This is a genomic window from Rhodococcus sp. MSC1_016 (assembly GCF_023667485.2).
In the GTDB taxonomy this organism is placed as follows: domain Bacteria; phylum Actinomycetota; class Actinomycetes; order Mycobacteriales; family Mycobacteriaceae; genus Rhodococcus_F; species Rhodococcus_F oxybenzonivorans.
This window is the reverse complement of sequence record NZ_JAMOZI020000001.1, coordinates 5923804-5939865: the sequence shown is the minus strand read 5'-3', so window position 1 is coordinate 5939865 and position 16062 is coordinate 5923804. Positions and strand designations below refer to the sequence as shown.

Here is a 16062-nt window from a genome sequence, read left to right as displayed (position 1 = left end):
GACCGGTCCACCGCGCCGCCGAACCACCGCGCCCCGGGACCACGGTGCGGTCGGTGGGTTACCGGGTTGGCGTCGTCGACGTCGCACCCGGGGAGGCGCTCGCTACCTCGGCGGGAACACCGAGTTCAACCTTGATGTACGGCTCGAGCAGGGTCGTCCACGACTTCAGCATTTGCCTGTACTCCTCCGGACATCTCCCGGCGCGGTCCGCCGGCAGCTGCCCCTTCTGCTCCGGTTCTCCGGGCTCGGCCAACAGCACACCGAGTACGTCGGGAAGGGCACCGTAATCCCAGCACAGCAGGTTGTAGCCGCGGACCTGGTTGAGCGAATGATTGTCGGCGAAGGCCTGTGCGTTCAGGCTCGCCGGATCGGAGGCGATGTCGAACCAGAAGTCCGCCGCCGCAGCCACGCCCGCCACCCCGGCGGGCCCGGGGGTGGTCAATTGCAGCAGGGCACCGACCTGGTCGGCGGAGTCCTCCTCCCGTCCCGTGGCCGGCAGCGCATACACGTCGATTGCCATGTGCCCGGACTCGTGGAAGGCGATCATCCGGGTGACCCCGTCGAAGTACAGGTCGAAGTAGTCGGTTCGGCCCTCCGCCTGCAGTCTCGCGTAGTCCTCGGCGACCGTGAACAACTCGTAACACAACACCATCTGGTCGGCCTCGGGATCCCAGAAGGCGTTGAATCCGCCGCATTCCATGCCGACGACCGGGATGTCCTTGGGCAGTTTGTAGACTTCCCCCATCGCCTCGGCCAGGTCTTCGATCACCTCGTTGTCGCGGGCGATATCCTGACCCGCCTTGGCCATCTCCGACAGGGCCGCATGCTCGTATTCGGGCACGAACCTGCCCGTGTCAGGCACCTGACTCGACGTGGCGCCCGTGGGCTCCGACGCCGAACTGTCCTCGCCGCCCGACGAACACCCCACGACCGCCGCGAGCAGTACCACAGCAACCGCCGCGGACCAGTGGAGCCGAGCATGCAGTGCAGCCATCGAAATCATCTCCACAAGACCGTGTCGTGAAATGCCGGGGCGTGGCAAAATTGTAGCAAGCCCTCTGTCACCAGAGAGGCTTGTCTTTCTGCGGAATCATGTTTGTTATCAAGCGAAAGCAATGGCCCCTGGACATACCGGTGTGGACCTGCGGCCGCCAGGCGCGGCGCAGGTCGTCATCGGCAGCCGGACGACAGTGTCTCTCGCACAACCTCGCACCCGCCTCGAACCGCCCGTTGCAAGTTCGCTGCATCGAATCCTATAGTGCCCCAGCCGGATCACCAGTGGAGCAGATCGGACACGCTCAAGCCGTTGTCGTCCTGTTTCAATGCCAGGTCGATCGACAGACTGGCCGCAACCACCAGACGGGCCAACGGACCCGGCAGCCGCCGGTGGATCTGCACGACATACTTGTCGGCGTTGGTCAGCGACTCCTTGCCCCAGCCCGCCCATGTCTTGCTGATCCGGGCGACCTCGGTGCCGGACTCGTCGACCACCGAGAAGTCCCAGGCCAACACGTTCTCGGCCCTGATCGCACCCACCGGCACACCGTCAGCCGACAGCGAGAACGTGATCGCACCGAACACGTTGTCCTGCTTGATTTCCCCGATCGGCTCCCCGTCGCCGCGATCGACCTCGATCCGGGATTTGACCACCTTCGCCGGCCGAATCAGACGTAGCACCACCGCGCCACTGGTGTCCCGCACCTCGAGGGTGTGGGTGAAGAACTGATCGAGGCGTCCGATGAATCGCGCCACCTTCTTCGGGGTGGACTGACCGACCTGGACGACCGAGCCGATCGGGTGGCCGTGTTGATCATAGATGGCGAATTCTGCAGCCAGGTCGAACAGTTTGGCCCGTTGATTGACCACCAGCACCGGCTCGGTGAACAGAGTTCCGCCACCACCGCCGACCGGGTCGCCGATGTTCGTCCCGCGCCGCACCTGGTCGCGGATGCGATCCGCATCGTGCCGACCCTCGATGCTCACTTCCCACGCACTACCCTCACCCGGGGGCTCGTGTGGGCTCGCGGATCGGTCCGGATCCGGGTCCCCGCCAGGCTCAACCTCCGCGAACAGCCGACGACGGCGACGCACGCCGCCGGCGCTTCCGGGCTCCTCCGGGCGAGCGCCGACCCCCGACGATCGGCGAAATACGCGCCTGTGCACCATGTTTCCCTTCCCTTTCCGCCCTGACGGCGATGATGACCAACAGTGACAGTGACCAACGGTGCCGAGGACATCGGTGTCCCCGGCACCGGAACAACAACACCCACCTACCGAACCGTCTCGTCCGGCGGCCGGATGCGGCGACGACCGGTGCCCGCCGGGCACATCCGCCCCGGTGAGCACCGGTCGTCGATGGTGGAGTGGTGGTCAACGGTGGGCAGGGTTGTTCACCCCTTCCGGTTGTTCACTCGCGGCGGCGGTTATCCGGCGTTGCCGCCGGCGCCACCCGTACCGCTGCCGCCGCGGTTGCCGACACCGTCACCGGCGGAGCCGCCGACACAGTCGCCGCCGTCACCGCCCCGGCTGCCGCTCCCGGGCGTACCCGGCTGACAATCCGCGGCGCCCGGGTTGTCCGCGACGGCAACTCCGGCCACCGCGGCCGGGCCGAGGATCGGACCGTCCGCCTGGGCGGCGAATCCGCACCCGAAGGCGACGATGACCGCGGCGGCACCCGCAACGATCGCACCGATCGTGGTCCTGTTCGACATGGTCCGTTACCGGGTACCGACGCCGCCGCCGGCACCGCCGGTGCCGGCGGTGTTGCCGTTCCCGTTGCCGGCGGCGCCGCCGGTGCCGTTGCCGCCGTTGCCGCCCTGCTGGTTGTTCTCGAAACCGATGTTGATTCCGCCGCCGCCGACGTTGCCGCCCGCACCACCGGTGCCGTTGCCCCCGGTGTTGTTGTTGCCGTTGCCGGCGGCGCCGCCGGTGCCGTTGCCACCGTTGCCGCCCTGCTGGTTGTTCTCGAAACCGATATTGATCGGCACATCGAACGGGAAGGGCGCCGCGGACGCGGCACCCGCCCCGAAGATCAGCATCGGCACTGCGGCGGCGCCGACGAGAAGAGTGCGGACCGCGGTCTTGACGGACTTGGTGGACGTGGTGGTGTGCGACATGGTGTGTTCCTCCGGTGACTCAGTGGGGGTGGTGCTCTCGATGCCGTCAACATTGCCCGACGCCGCGGGGGTGCCTCGTCCCCTTCAGGGGTGAACATCGCCCACCCCCGAAGTTTTCCGAATACCCGGTCCGCCAGAAACATTGCAGTGACCGCAAGGGGTAAGCGCACATCCACCCTGACGGGGATGCGCCCGAAGACCGGCGTGGCGCAACGTTAACGGGGCACATACCCACCACCATCCACACCGCGCTCATCCGGAGGACAACCATGACCCAGCCCGAACTGACCACGCCGCACACCCCTCCGCCGTCACCGCCCACGCCCTCGAACGTCGGGTGGGTCGTGGCCGCTGTGGTGTTCTTCTGGCCCCTCGCGTTTCTCGCGTTCAGCGACGCACTGAAAGTGTTCCCCCGCTGGTACGGTGGCGACCTCCACGGCGCCGACGCCGCATCCTCGCGGGCGCGGACCCTCGGCATCATCGCCGTGTGCCTCGGCGGCCTCTTCACCGCATGGTGCCTGATCTCGGCCTTCCAAGCCTGACCGCCATCCAACATCTAGCCACGCAGAACACGCACTCACGCAGACATCCAGAGATGCACAGTTTCCTGGGGGTGGCCACAGCCACCCCCAGGGTGGCTAACGCAAGTAGCCCCAGCGCACGACGCTAGAAGGACCGGAACGCGGTGACCACCCCATCCACGACCACGACCACGACCACGAGGAAGCACTCCGATGACGTCGCGCACCGACAGAGACCACCCACCGACCGACGACACCGGGCACGCCCAACGCGCCGCCCTGATCGAACACCACGACCAACTGTCCCGAGCCCGGTGGCTCGCGGCAATCTTCCCGCTCCTGACCCTGACCGTGGTGTCGGGATTCTTCGCCGACACCCTCATCCCCTGGCTACCTCTCGCCTGCCCGATCGCACTCGCCCTCGGCATCACCGCAGCACTGGTGATCGGGCAACTGCTCCACACCGTCGAGCAGATGCTGAAACCGGCCACCACCACCTCGCCCGTCCTGGCGAACACGTACCGAAAGGAGCACCGCCCGTGACGAACCCGGCCCTGACCTACACCGACCACGGACACACCCACGAGCTTCCGCTGACCCCGGACCGGTCCCAGCTCATCATCGGCCGCTCCGCGCACGCCGACGTGTCACTGCCCACCGACCCGGACATCTCCCGCCTCCACGCCACCATCGAACGTATCGGCAGCTACTGGACCATCACCGACCAAAAACTCTCCTGCAACGGCACCTTCGTCAACGGCACCCGCATACGCGGACGCCACACCCTGCACCCCGGCGACATCATCCGGATCGGTGACAGCACCCTCACCTACCACGCGGAGCCCGAAACCGACTGCGGAGAAACCGGCATCGGCGACACACTCGACACACCCCCCAACCTCACCCCCGCCCAGCACGCCGTCCTCACCGAACTGTGCCGACCCTTCCACGCCGGCACCGACCACCCCCTCCCCGCATCGAACCAACACATCGCCGACGCCCTGCACCTGAGCACCGAAACCGTCAAATCCCACCTGCGCGCACTCTGCAGCAAATTCCAGATCGACGACCTCCCCCGCAACGAGAAACGCGGCCGACTCGTCGCCCTCACCCTCACCAACAACATCGCCACCCCAAACCCCTGACCCCTCCGTTCTCGATCACCACCCCACCGCCGGTCCCATCGCCGACCGCCCCTGCCGCACAGAAGATGTCACCCCCGCACGTCCCACGCACCAGAAGAAACTCGGTGGGTGTCGGTGTCCGCGTGGTTGCCGCAGTGGGGCGCCGTCACCGACCTCCCTCCCGGATACGCACATCACCCCGAAATTCACGTAATTGACAGGTAATCGTCGGCACCACAGCAAGTTCAGCACTCCACCTCGACACAACCCAACAATGAGCCGAGCAACGCACCCCCCTCGCCCCGAAACCGGAAGGCGCGGCGCGGGTATTCCTGCCCACCAACCGGACACCGAGCAAAAGGGAAGAGAATCTCACCCCTCCGGGATCTGGCAACGTTCGACCAGCCGCGGAAGACTCATCGGTGAGCCGTACATTTCGACACAGGAGTCATGTCGTGGACCAACTCTGGCACATCGTCCTCGCCTGGATCGCCGCCATGGCGATCTGGATCCTCACTACCGCCGCCCTACTCGTCCTCCTACCCGACCCCGACGCCTTCACCCATCCGGCGGTGAGCATCGGCACCGCCGTCTGGGCCGCGACGGTCGGGATCGGTGTCTACCTGCGGCTCCACCGGCGCACCCGCGACAACGACCGCACCGGCGCCCATACCAACCACACCCACCCCGCCCCCACACCCGGGCACACCCGCCTGGCCCACCGCCGCCGGCACCTGCGTCAGTCCATAGCGCTCGGCGGCGCACTGCTCACCGCCACCGTCATCGGATACGGCATCGCCATCACCGCGGGATACACCCCCGACCGCGGCGACGCCGCACTCCCCTTCCTCCTGATCTGCTTCCTGTACTGGGCAATCCACCAACTCCACACCATCGACCACTTCCCCACCAACCTTCGACCACCGCAACACCGCACCCCCTGAACAACACCCAACCCCGACCACCACCAGCGGGAAGAACCGGCCACACCCGAAGGGGTGACGCTGCGCCACGTGGCGCCCGTACGATTCGACGAGGCGTTCGGGTAGATCCGCGTCGAGATGCTCGCGGATACCGACCTTGAAACGCATCGGAACGACAAAGGCCTTTCGACGGCGAGACCGACGCCGGTAGTGATCGGGCCGCGCCCCGCCCGAGCACCCAATACACGAACTCGCGTAACCTCGCGGGTCCCCACTCGCCGCCACCCCGATACAACGTGCATGCACTCGGAACTGAACGTCGGCAGCCGAACGAAGGGTCAAATTTCCAACCCTAGGATGCGTTTCCGCGAGCGGGAATCCGGCGGATCCTGTTATTCGTAACCAACCACTACCTACCGAGGCCGACATGGATCCGATCGTCATTATTGTTGCTTGTGTGGTGGGCGGCCTCACCGCATACCTCGTGCCACTCTGGCTGATCAGAAGTGGTCGCAGCCCACAGCTGGCCGCGCAACGCGAGGTGTCCATGGTGATCAAGAACGGCGCGCTGCCGCCGAACGCAGACGTCTGGTCCTGGCGGTGGCGACTGGTGGAGAACCGACAGACAGTCGCACGCGGCCGCTGGCCGATGCTGGCCGCCGGCCTCCTCATGTCACTCTTCGCGCTCGGCAACCTCGCCGACGAGGGTGCGGGCTCCCTTCAGACCTGGGTGCGCGTCGGGTTGGCTGCCATGGCACTTGTCAGCGCGTTCTGGATGCATCGCCAGGTGCGGCGAGCCGACACTCTACTCGCCGCTATCAGCCCAGGACACACGGGGACACCGAACTTCGGTGCTCGCTGATATCGAGCTCCTTACCCAGCGGCAGGAACGCGCACTGCGGGCAGATCTTCGGAAGTCCGCCCGGGCAGTCGGCCGGATTCCTCCACGCTCCGCGCCCACGCCGACTGGTGGCAGAAGTCCGATCACGTCGTAATACCGCAAATATTCGTGCCGGCAACCCAACCGTGCGATCAACAATTCGCCGCCGCCGACCGCGCCGTGTGATGGCGTCGGCCCGCGCGGCGGTGGTGTGCATTCCGGGACTCGATCGAGGTTGTCGGCGCCCTGGCCATGCGCGGGCTCGGTACGGTCGTCCTGGAGGTGACCGACTTCCGGGCACTCCGGGTCGGTGCTGAAGACCTCCTGCTCCAGTCCGGCGTTGAGGAGGTTGAGCAGGTACCGGTAGTAGCCCGCGGCCCGCATCGCCGGGTCGGCGGACACCGGATCGGTCATGACGATCTTCGAGGCGTTGCGAAGTCCGTCGCACATCCGCTGCCACGACAGGTCAAGATCGTCATTGCGCCGGGCTGCATCCGCCGTTGGTGCGGGGTTGCCGATCGAGTCCATGAACAATCCTTCTGCACAAGCCTGTTCGTTGGAGTGTTGTAGTGATCCCTGGCCGACATCCTGACGCCCGGCCATCACTTCCGTCAGAACGGCTCGTCACCGAGGACCGACACCCGTAGATGGTCACAGCTGACAAGGTTGCCTCCGATCGTGCGGATCGATCGGCTTTGCCGGATCAATCCGCTGGTGAATTCTCACGGACCGTGGACATAGATAATCACTCAATCGAATTCGGCCCCCGCGGATGCGTCGCAACGGGGAGGGATTCGAGCCGCACCCGTGCGACGCCGGATCGGTTCCTTCCGCCCTCTCACCATGGGTTGCTCAACATGACCGTGTCCACTCTGGCCGTATACGAGCAGCTGCGCGCCAGCGGAAACCCGATAGTAAACGCAAGCTTCGACGAGACCGTGGCCCACCTGATCGACATGTCGGTGGTCGCGCTCGCAGCTCCCAAATCACCCTCCTGAAGAACGACAAGGCCGAACTCACCGTCACACGAGAAGTGCGATACATCAACGGAACCAAATCCGGAGTCTCCACAGCCTACCGTTGGGGCCTCAAATGGACCGCCGTCCGCAGATAACAACGCCGGGCAGACGATTGAGGCAGTCGTCGCCCCGGCAGGCGACCCGTATCGCGGCTACCGCACCGCGATGTCAGCAGATCGCAATGATGCAGGCACGGCATGTACACAGTTTTCCTGTACAGCCTGTTTCACAGACTCCGGCGGACCGCTTTCGAGAGAGAGAAGAGCGAGAGTTGTCGAGACATCGCCTGAATAGAATGCACCTGGTTCGCGGTCTCTTGCACCCGTTCCTGGCCGATCACTCGTCGCAGTGACGTCGCCTTCGCGCCGGCCACCACAACTTCATCGATGGTGCTGCGCGACCGTAATCGATTGGGCATCGTCGCATCCCGATCATCTACCGCCACTGCGTTACCAAATCGTCTTGAGCCCAATACCCCTCGTGACCCACACGGAGGCACGGTGGCCGAGCTCAGGCACCCCGGATGGCGGCTGTGGGCACCGACCATCACCGTCGTCTCCGCCACCTACGGTGGCTGCCATCGTGCGGGCCGCATTCGGCAAGTGTCGGAAGGGCACAGCGAGCGCATGAGGCGGATCGTCGGGGGCGCCGCGTAGGTACATCGATTAAGGACTACGGTGGTGTGCGAGTGCATTCAACTTGCCAAGTCGACGCCGTCGAGACGGGTCAGCAATTCACCGACTATCCACAGCTTGTGGTGCGCCCAGCCGAGATAGGCCATCAGGAGAGCCGGAATCACGAGGTCGGATAGCCCGAAAGCCGCAATGTCCATTCCGATCGCCAGGACAAACAAGGCAAGCAACACGATCGCACCGGTACGGGAGGATCTGAGCTGACGCTGCCTCCGCTCGAGCAGGCTGTTCCACGCCTTCGGCTCGGCGTCCGGGGGCAGTGCTGCACGTTTGAGTGCGCGAGTGACTGCCCGGTCGGAGTCACTTTCACGGCGGCGAAACAGTCCCACGAACACGGCCGCGGATGCGATAAGTGCGAGAAAGCCCCATATCCGCGGCGGGGACGGATCGACGGCGAATACCAGGAGGCCGAGGGCGGCGGCCATCAGGACGGTCCCGCAGACCGCCGCCATCATATTCCAGAACTTGTACACGTACGTGTCCTATCGAATCGAAAGTGTTTAAGTACTAGGATTGACGTCGAGATCGGCACGAGGTACTCCCCACAGGGGTAAACATCTACCACCTCCTATAGCCCAGACCGGGCGGCGTCCGCCCGAGCCGCGTCAAGAACCCGCACCCGGCCAGGCGACCAGGCCGCCCTTCGCGTCCGCAACGGTCGGCCACATGCGGTCCGCTTCGATCAGGGCGTCCTGCACGGCATCGGCGAACATGCTCGGGATGAGGCTCCGGAGCGGGATCTCGTTCACCGAGTATTCCGTGGCGGTGGGCAGCAAGGCCTGGAACGGGCGCACCTCGAGCCACTCGTGGAACCGGCTTCCCGCCCGCCCCCATACCCAAGCCGCGCGCCGAGAAAGCCCGCTCCTTCGGAAGTTCATCGAGCACTTTCGATCTACGGTTTCCGGATCGATTACTTTACGATCCCGAATGATTCACCACGGGATCAGATCGAACACACTGAAGCCTTTGTCGTCCTGTTTCAACGCCAGGTCGATCGACACGGTGGCCGCAACCACCAGAGTGGCCAACGATCCGGCAGCCGCCGGGGAATCTGCACGACATACTGGTCCGCATTGGTCAGTGGCGCCTTGTTCCACCCCGCCCACGTCTTGCTGCTCCGGGCGATTTCGGTGTCAGACGCATCGACAATCGAAAAGTCCCACGCCAGCACGTTCTCGGTTTTGATCGCGCCGACCGAAAACGCCGTCCGCCGACAACAAAAGGGTGATCGCACCGAACACGTTGTCCTGCCTGATTTCCCCGACCCGTTGTCCGTCGCCGCGTTCGACGACGATCGTCGACTTGACCATCTTCCTCGGCCGAGTCAACCGCAACAGCACCGCCCCTCGACGTCGTGTACCTCGATAGTGTGGGTGAAGAACTGATCGAGGCGTCCGATGAACCGCGCCACCTTCTTCGTGGTGGACTGACCGACCTGCAGCACCGAACCGAGCGGCTTACCGTGTTGGTCGTACACCGCGAACTCCGCCGCCAGCTCGATCAGTTTGGCCCGCTGATCGACCACCAGCACCGGCGCGGTGAACAGCATTCCCCCGCCACCACCGACCGGATCGTCGATGTTCGCATCGCGCCGCACCTGGTCGCGGATGCCGTCCCGGTCATGACGGCCTTCGATGCCGAGTTCCCACGCGCTGCCGCCCCCACCAGACCGGCCAGGCTTCCCCGCGGATCGGTCCGGATCCGGGTTCCCGCCAGCTCAACATTAGCCATCACCTGAGATTTGAACTGCCGCCCGCCGCCGAAGAGCCGACGACGGGCTGCACGACACCCGCCGCCCCGGTCAACTTCGGTCCGGCAGCGGCCACCGAAAGACGGTGGAACGTGTTTCCAGCCCACATGTTCGATTTCTCCCTTCTCAACCTGGCGTTGACGACCTCGGTGTCCCGATTCCGGAACACCACTCGACGACCACGCCCGGTGGATCGCCGTGGTCTTCCCACTGCTGGTCCTGACCGTGTTGTCGGGATTCTTCACCGACACTCTCACCCCGTGGCCGCCCCTCGCCCGCCCCCTCGCCCTCACCGTCGGCAAAGCATTATGGAAGCCTGCTCGATTTCCGCCGGAATCCGGCCGCGGGAGGACACCTCCAAGTCCTCCCCGATCGCCCACTCACGAATCGCCTTGGTCGTCTTCTTCGCCGATCCTTCAGAACCCCTCGGCGGTACCACCATATGGTTCTCCGAATTTCGCAGGCAATCGTCGAACGCGCAAGGTATCGACATTTCAGTCCTCTCACCGCCACGAAATCGAACCGCCGACCAATCACAAGCGGACCGCACTGATTTCCGAGGACCTGCGCCGTCGACCTTCCCCAGCAACGACACCGTGCACCATCTGTCGGCAGTGCCGATAGACCATTGTGGCTAACGCTCACGAATGCGAAGTGCTCGGCGGTGCGCGCGCCGTACACCAGTTCCCAGGCTCCGCCGCGCCGTTGCACTTCCCGGATCATCGGCAGCATTAGGGTGATACCGATCCCGCCGGCGACGAACACGTACCGGTCCGCCTCGGCCAGAATAAAGCTCGAGCGTGGCAGGCCGATCTCGATCACGCGACCCGGACGCAGCTCACGATGGACCTCCACCGAGCCTCCCCGGCCCGCGGGCAGTTCGAGGACGGCGATGCGGTACCGCGTCGAGTCGGCCGGGTCGCCGCACAGCGAGTATTGCCGGACCATCCCCGACGGCAGATGCACGTCGACGTGAGCACCCGGCTCCCAGGCAGGCAGCTCACCGCCGTCCGCGCGCGCGAACTCGTACGAGGTGATCGACTTAGCCTCCCAGTGGGCGGCGACGACGCGGAGTGGAAGGGTCTGCGCGTCAGACGACTGGTTGACATGACTGCCGTCCTTGACGCGGTTCATCAGCTCGGTGAACGAGCGCCGGTAGTTGAGGGTGAACAGGTCGGCGGGTACGGAGAAATTCCTGGTACTCGGAATCCCAAGGAATTTCGCGGGGTCGATGAATTCGACGATCGGGATGTCCTCGAGGTACACCATCTCCTCGACGCGCAGGCATCCTCCAGGTCGGCGCCGCGGTAGCCGACCTCGTTGGCGACGCCCCAGAAGATCTTGACGTGCTCGTAGTCGATGGGTGACGGAAACCCGGCGACAACGCGGCGCCCCAGCTTCTCGTAGTGGTACGTGATGGACGCGAGACCCGGTGCGGAGCAGCGGTACCGCATCATGCAGTCGCCGTCGGCCCAGTCACCGGAGCCGGCGTCGAGCGGGCGGTCCATCCAGACGTCGAGTCCGTCCCTGTTGACGTTCAGCGGTTCGACGACCTCCGGCGTCGGGCCCATCGACATCTTGTGGACGAAGGGGAAGTATGCGACGTCGCGGAAGTTCTCGATCGTCACGCCGACCCCGACAGATGAGTCGATGGGTTCGGCGGCAAGCCATTCGAGGTCCAGGCCCTGCCACTCGTCGATCTCGTACATGTCGCGGATCGGGTCCTCGAGCACCGTCCAGACGTGTCCGAACCGCTCTACCGCGGGATAGGTGGCGATCGAGGCACGCGGCGGAATCTTGCCCTGATCGGCCAAGGACGGGATGCGGCTACAGCTGCCGTCGGCGCTGGAGAACTCCCAGCCGTGGTACGGGCAGCCGATCGAGCTCTGGCGCACTTCGCCCATGGACAGGTCGCCGCCGCGGTGCGGGCAGCGTCGCGACTGCACCGAGATCCGCCCTCACCGTCACGGTAGATCACCAGGCTGACGCCGAGAAGCGTGGGCCGTCTGGGGCTTGTCGAGGTCGCAGAGGCGCGCGACCGGAAACCAGGAGCGGCGCATCGACGCTTCGGCCAGTTCACGTTTGGTGGGGGTGGGGATCGAGGTGGTCACAAGGGTCCTTTCGGAGAGATCAGGCGCCGACGACGAGGGCTCCACCGTTGACCGCGAGGGTCTGACCGGTGATGAATGCGGGTCCGTCGGAGGCGAGGAAGGCAACGGCCGCGGCGATTTCAATCTGGTCGGAAGCAGCGGCCAGACTCTCACAGTCTGGCGCGTCGAGGTGCTGTCTGTGCGCGTGCCCGGGGGTCATCGGCCGACTGCGATGCCGACGCCGGCAGTCGGGCGACGATCGGTGTCTGCGGTACGGCCAACTCCGGGCCATGGTGCGCATCGACCAGTGTGCGACGGCGTACACGGCCATCCACCGGACGCACCCGCCCCCCTGGCGGGACCCATCCCCGCAGTCGGCGTCGAAGAAGAATTCGTTCTCGTCGGCCCCGACACCGGTGCCCCGTTCCCCGGCAACGCCGCCGTCGCCGAGACCGGAAAGACGCTCGGCATCGACCCGCAGCTGGAGGCGTTACCAGGCCGTTCTTCGCTCCGCCCTCCGCAGCCCCGTCACGCGTGCGACCATGTGCTGACAGCGTCTATGCCGGTGGCCGAGAATGCTCGAGCCTCGCGCGCAGCCGGTCCAGCCTGAGGACGGTGGTGCGCCACTCGAACACTATGACTGCAGCGATGAGCAAGTGCATTGCGGCGAGCCACAACGGTTGAACACTCTCGGCCGGGAAGAGAACGCGACCAGTGAGCAGATTCAGCAGCCCCAGCACGAGGAAGAGCACCGCGACCGCGGGCTGAAAGCGTATCCGCGCCCTGCTCTTGTTGATCCAGTCCGTCCACCGAACAACATCGATCGGCGTCGGCACGCTCCCTGTGCGTAGGGCGTCGCGGTAAGCGACAACGTTTCCGACTCCACCGAAGTGCTGGCGTGTTCGCCACCGACACCACCCGGGATCTGGTGTATGCCACCGACACCGCCGCCGAGCAGATCGACGAACTTCAGTTCACCCTGGGCGAGGGCCCGTGCCTGGCCGCGTACCGCTCATCGGTGCCCGAACTACACCCCGATATGGCCGATCCCGCCGCCACAACACGGTGGCCGATGTTCGTCCCCGAGATACTCGACCTCGGTATTCACGGAATCTTCGCGTTCCCACTCGGGTTGGGGGACGGCGCCCGTATCGGTGTCCTCGAGCTCTACCGCAGGCAACCCGGGCCGCTCGCGGCCGAGCACTATCGGGCCGCGGTCGGCTACGCCGCTGTCCTCGGCCCGACGGTGGTCGAGGAACTCGATCCCTCGCGTAATCCGTCGACAGTGATGGATCCTGCCCTGTTTCCGCGCGGCAATGTGCACGTCGCCGCCGGAATGATGGCCGCGCAGCTCCGGCTATCATTCCGCCGATGCCCTCGCCCGATTACGGGCGATGGCGTTCGCACAACACCGCAGGATCACGGTGATCGCCCAGGATGTCATTACCGCCCGCCTCGAATTCCGCCCCGAGGATTCCGGCGGCAACTGATCGTCGCCGACAGCATTGCACTTTCATGCACCCCTTGCCGGACCGGCTCTGCTCGGAGGCAACAACGAGATGCGGATCCACGGCGACAACTTGATGCGAATCCACGGCAGCGACCGTTGTCGCGACAGGACCGCCGTCGTCTTACACCTACCGACGGGGACCTCACCCGGCCCTGGCACGCATCCAGTGTCGCCCGATCTGCGCATTCGGCGTGCGGGCCCCCCGTCGGGTCAGTGCGTGATTCTCCCGACCATGTCGGGATCCTTGAGCGAGGTTGCTATGTCGACGAGCCGGCCTGATTTACGGTTTTCGGCAGGCCGCGGAATCGACCATTCTGCCGTCAGCGTCGATCGGGGCCGAGGTCGACGATTTTCATCGCCACCTCTGCCAGTGGGGTGTTCGAGTCCTGGGAGAGTTTTGTCAGCATCGCGAACGCCTGGGCGGCGTCGATCCCGAACCGTTCCATCAGCATGCCGTTGGCCTGCCCGATCAGGTCTCTACTGGCCACCGCCGATAACAATTGCTCTGCTGTGCGGGCCGCGGCGATCGCGATGGCCGCATGAGCTGCGAGGACTTCTCCGATCAGCACCGATTCCTCGTCGAAGGCGTGCCGGGTCTTGCCGAACAGGTTGAGGGCACCGGAGGTGTGGTTACCGGTGTACAGCTGGAAGGACAGGGTGCTGCGCACTCCGGCGTCGAGTGCGTGCTGGGTGAACCGTGGCCACCGGCGCTCCTCGGTGAGGTCATTGCTGCGGGTCATCCGTGCATCGAGGGCGGCATCGACACACGGGCCCTCACCGAGACGCTGCTGAAAGGGCGTCCATCTGTTCGGGTACATCGGAGGTCGCGGCGTGCGATTCGAACCTCTTACGCTCGGCGATCACCAAGATGTCGGCGCTGTCGGCGCCGGGGATCATCGACACCGCGGTCTCGGTGATGCCACGCAGAATGGAGTCGAGATCGGACGACACAGCCCAACCCCGGGCGACGTCGGCCATCAATCTACCGAGGTCTTCGTGGTCGAGGGAAGTCATGTGCTGCGCCCTCCGAAAATTTGTGAGTGCGGGGCGCTCGCCGCGTTTTCGGGCCCCGAGGTGGGCGCTTGAACCGGCAAAGCGAACCGGAGGCGTATGGCGACGCCTCTACTTTCGAGCCTTCGTCGCCCGAGCCGATCCGCCCGCGATTCAGGCCGGGGAAGTCGATTGCCTGTCGACGCTGTTGTGCCCGTAGCCGGTCACATAAGGTCACATCGTCACATTCGGGTCCGGGCGGGTCCGAATGCTTGCTCGATCGATGACGGAGCGAGACCCTGGGGTTCCGCATACACACGTCGGGCGGATCCCCTGACCCAAAGGGGACCCGCCCGCGAGCACGAACCACCTGGTTACCAGGCGTGCATGGTTGCGCGGTAAAAATGTGGCCTCGGCGTCAGGAGACATTTCCCGCCTGACGCAGGCTCACCGCGCTGAGCCCACTGTGGGGGCTTTGCTTTGCGTGGGTGCCTACAGCTCGTGCTGGGCGCCACAACCGAGAGGTAGAATCTTCTCTTCCGGTCCGACCTTGGTCCGTCGTGGATCCGTACCTCCGGTCTACGCCGCATTTCCAGCTAAAGCAACAGTAAAATACGGTCGGTCATTGCACGAACACGCGAAATGAGCACCCGACCGCCGAACCCGCACCCTGGTCAAGCACCAAACTCCCAGGTAAATGCGGCCTGCCGTTCTTCGACTCACGCCGCCTAGACAACATGACGGCGCTGCGCGACCGTCGGCAGGGCGTGCGCGACACGTTTCTCGGACTCGCCCCAGCGTGGTCACCGACGTCCAACTCGTCTACGCCACCATCGCATACCGACACACTCCAAAAACTGATGCCAGAGGAACCCGCGGCTTGGATACCGAACGCGAACCGGCACACCGCCGCCTGGCGGAGGTTCCCCCCCCCCCCCCACCGATCGTGACACCGATGCAATGCGTACTGCGCCATCGGTTTTCCGGTCACCAGGAAGATCACCCGGCGGCCGACCACCACGGTGTAGTCACCGAACCGTTCGTAGAACCGGCCCAGCAAGGTCACGTCGACGGCGACAGTGACACTGTCGGTCCAGGCGGGATCCTGAGTCAGATCCAACAGCTCACGGTGCAGACTGTCGAGCTCGTCATCACGTCGATCCAGTTCCGCGGCCAGCTACGGATCCCGGGTCCGGAGCACCTGCTCGGCCAGACCCGCCAACCCACCCGCCACCCGCCCCACCCGGCCGAGGAGTTGTTCGGCCTCAACAGAGGTGACCACGTGGTTCGGAATCGTCCTCAGCCCGGTCGCTATCCCGTAAGCCGATCCTCAATCGGAGCTGCAATATGCATCTGCCAAACCATGCGTGTTGCGAAGACCGCTGGAATCCGCCTCGGGTGCCTGCGCCCTGCTAGCCCGGACGTCGGCTGTGTAACGCATCGGTGT

Annotated in this window: 23 protein-coding genes and 2 pseudogenes; 8 read left to right on the top strand and 17 right to left on the bottom strand. The window is 65.2% G+C overall.

From position 1 onward, the window contains the following. Positions 1-58: 58 nt before the first annotated feature. From L1080_RS27780 to L1080_RS27765, 4 genes are all read right to left on the bottom strand, one after another. Positions 59-994, bottom strand: a complete 936-nt coding sequence (locus tag L1080_RS27780; RefSeq protein ID WP_250766933.1) for a DUF4344 domain-containing metallopeptidase — start codon at positions 992-994, stop codon at positions 59-61. A 278-nt stretch (positions 995-1272) separates the two neighbouring features. Continuing rightward, positions 1273-1983, bottom strand: a complete 711-nt coding sequence (locus L1080_RS27775; protein ID WP_250766930.1) for an LURP-one-related/scramblase family protein — start codon at positions 1981-1983, stop codon at positions 1273-1275. A gap of 440 nt (positions 1984-2423) precedes the next feature. Beyond that, the gene (locus L1080_RS27770; RefSeq protein WP_250766928.1) at positions 2424-2711 is read right to left on the bottom strand and encodes a hypothetical protein; all 288 of its coding nucleotides are present in this window, start codon (positions 2709-2711) and stop codon (positions 2424-2426) included. Between the two features lie 6 nt (positions 2712-2717). Next, a complete protein-coding gene (locus L1080_RS27765) occupies positions 2718-3116 on the bottom strand; it encodes a hypothetical protein (RefSeq protein WP_250767899.1) in 399 nt (132 codons plus the stop codon). A gap of 269 nt (positions 3117-3385) precedes the next feature. Between L1080_RS27765 and L1080_RS27760 the strand changes: the two genes are divergently transcribed. The 5 genes from L1080_RS27760 to L1080_RS27740 all read left to right on the top strand — a co-directional run bounded on the left by L1080_RS27760 (position 3386) and on the right by L1080_RS27740 (position 6546). Further along, the gene (locus L1080_RS27760; RefSeq protein ID WP_250766926.1) at positions 3386-3658 is read left to right on the top strand and encodes a CD225/dispanin family protein; all 273 of its coding nucleotides are present in this window, start codon (positions 3386-3388) and stop codon (positions 3656-3658) included. Positions 3659-3850: 192 nt separating this feature from the next. Continuing rightward, complete coding sequence (locus L1080_RS27755; protein ID WP_250766924.1) at positions 3851-4180, top strand: hypothetical protein; 330 nt, start codon at positions 3851-3853, stop codon at positions 4178-4180. Further along, positions 4177-4782, top strand: a complete 606-nt coding sequence (locus L1080_RS27750) for an FHA domain-containing protein (protein ID WP_250766922.1) — start codon at positions 4177-4179, stop codon at positions 4780-4782. Before L1080_RS27755 ends, L1080_RS27750 begins: the two co-directional genes overlap by 4 nt. Positions 4783-5216: 434 nt before the next feature. Beyond that, positions 5217-5705 (top strand): hypothetical protein, encoded by a 489-nt coding sequence (locus L1080_RS27745; RefSeq protein WP_250766920.1) that lies wholly within the window; start codon positions 5217-5219, stop codon positions 5703-5705. Between the two features lie 406 nt (positions 5706-6111). Continuing rightward, positions 6112-6546, top strand: a complete 435-nt coding sequence (locus L1080_RS27740) for a hypothetical protein (RefSeq protein ID WP_250766918.1) — start codon at positions 6112-6114, stop codon at positions 6544-6546. Here L1080_RS27740 and L1080_RS27735 read toward each other — a convergent pair. After that, the gene (locus tag L1080_RS27735) at positions 6490-7092 is read right to left on the bottom strand and encodes a hypothetical protein (protein ID WP_250767896.1); all 603 of its coding nucleotides are present in this window, start codon (positions 7090-7092) and stop codon (positions 6490-6492) included. The genes L1080_RS27740 and L1080_RS27735 overlap by 57 nt on opposite strands. Positions 7093-7421: 329 nt before the next feature. On the opposite strand from L1080_RS27735, the gene L1080_RS27730 reads away from it, so the two are divergent. Further along, entirely contained in the window at positions 7422-7562 is a 141-nt protein-coding gene (locus L1080_RS27730; protein ID WP_250766915.1) for a hypothetical protein, read from the top strand. A gap of 521 nt (positions 7563-8083) precedes the next feature. Continuing rightward, positions 8084-8239: a hypothetical protein gene (locus L1080_RS27725; RefSeq protein WP_250766899.1), complete on the top strand. Its 156-nt coding sequence runs from the start codon at positions 8084-8086 to the stop codon at positions 8237-8239. Positions 8240-8277: 38 nt separating this feature from the next. Here the strand turns inward: L1080_RS27725 and L1080_RS27720 are convergent, their stop codons facing one another. From L1080_RS27720 to L1080_RS27680, 9 genes and pseudogenes are all read right to left on the bottom strand, one after another. After that, complete coding sequence (locus L1080_RS27720; protein ID WP_250766896.1) at positions 8278-8748, bottom strand: hypothetical protein; 471 nt, start codon at positions 8746-8748, stop codon at positions 8278-8280. A gap of 132 nt (positions 8749-8880) precedes the next feature. Then, positions 8881-9153 (bottom strand): hypothetical protein, encoded by a 273-nt coding sequence (locus tag L1080_RS27715; protein ID WP_250766893.1) that lies wholly within the window; start codon positions 9151-9153, stop codon positions 8881-8883. 101 nt (positions 9154-9254) lie between these two features. Further along, a complete protein-coding gene (locus tag L1080_RS27710; protein ID WP_250766890.1) occupies positions 9255-9446 on the bottom strand; it encodes a phospholipid scramblase family protein in 192 nt (63 codons plus the stop codon). 153 nt (positions 9447-9599) lie between these two features. Next, the gene (locus L1080_RS27705; RefSeq protein WP_250766887.1) at positions 9600-9872 is read right to left on the bottom strand and encodes a hypothetical protein; all 273 of its coding nucleotides are present in this window, start codon (positions 9870-9872) and stop codon (positions 9600-9602) included. A 466-nt stretch (positions 9873-10338) separates the two neighbouring features. Next, positions 10339-10467 (bottom strand): annotated as a pseudogene (locus L1080_RS27700) (Lsr2 family DNA-binding protein); the annotation flags it as partial. A 691-nt stretch (positions 10468-11158) separates the two neighbouring features. Beyond that, positions 11159-11971: a Rieske 2Fe-2S domain-containing protein gene (locus L1080_RS27695; RefSeq protein ID WP_250766884.1), complete on the bottom strand. Its 813-nt coding sequence runs from the start codon at positions 11969-11971 to the stop codon at positions 11159-11161. An 18-nt stretch (positions 11972-11989) separates the two neighbouring features. Next, positions 11990-12136, bottom strand: coding sequence for a hypothetical protein (locus L1080_RS27690; RefSeq protein WP_250766881.1), 147 nt, complete (start codon positions 12134-12136; stop codon positions 11990-11992). Positions 12137-12155: 19 nt separating this feature from the next. After that, the gene (locus L1080_RS27685; RefSeq protein ID WP_374432816.1) at positions 12156-12335 is read right to left on the bottom strand and encodes an SDR family oxidoreductase; all 180 of its coding nucleotides are present in this window, start codon (positions 12333-12335) and stop codon (positions 12156-12158) included. A gap of 337 nt (positions 12336-12672) precedes the next feature. Next, the gene (locus L1080_RS27680; RefSeq protein ID WP_250767893.1) at positions 12673-12951 is read right to left on the bottom strand and encodes a hypothetical protein; all 279 of its coding nucleotides are present in this window, start codon (positions 12949-12951) and stop codon (positions 12673-12675) included. Between the two features lie 62 nt (positions 12952-13013). Between L1080_RS27680 and L1080_RS27675 the strand changes: the two genes are divergently transcribed. Continuing rightward, on the top strand, positions 13014-13904 hold the full coding sequence (locus L1080_RS27675; protein WP_250766879.1) for a GAF domain-containing protein: 891 nt from the start codon (positions 13014-13016) through the stop codon (positions 13902-13904). A gap of 41 nt (positions 13905-13945) precedes the next feature. Here L1080_RS27675 and L1080_RS27670 read toward each other — a convergent pair whose 3' ends face one another. The 3 genes and pseudogenes from L1080_RS27670 to L1080_RS27660 all read right to left on the bottom strand — a co-directional run. Beyond that, positions 13946-14365, bottom strand: coding sequence for an ANTAR domain-containing protein (locus L1080_RS27670; RefSeq protein ID WP_308202104.1), 420 nt, complete (start codon positions 14363-14365; stop codon positions 13946-13948). Positions 14366-14399: 34 nt separating this feature from the next. Then, positions 14400-14639, bottom strand: coding sequence for a hypothetical protein (locus L1080_RS27665; protein ID WP_308202103.1), 240 nt, complete (start codon positions 14637-14639; stop codon positions 14400-14402). 946 nt (positions 14640-15585) lie between these two features. Next, a pseudogene (locus tag L1080_RS27660) lies at positions 15586-15915 on the bottom strand (phosphate signaling complex PhoU family protein); the annotation flags it as partial. Positions 15916-16062 lie beyond the last annotated feature (147 nt).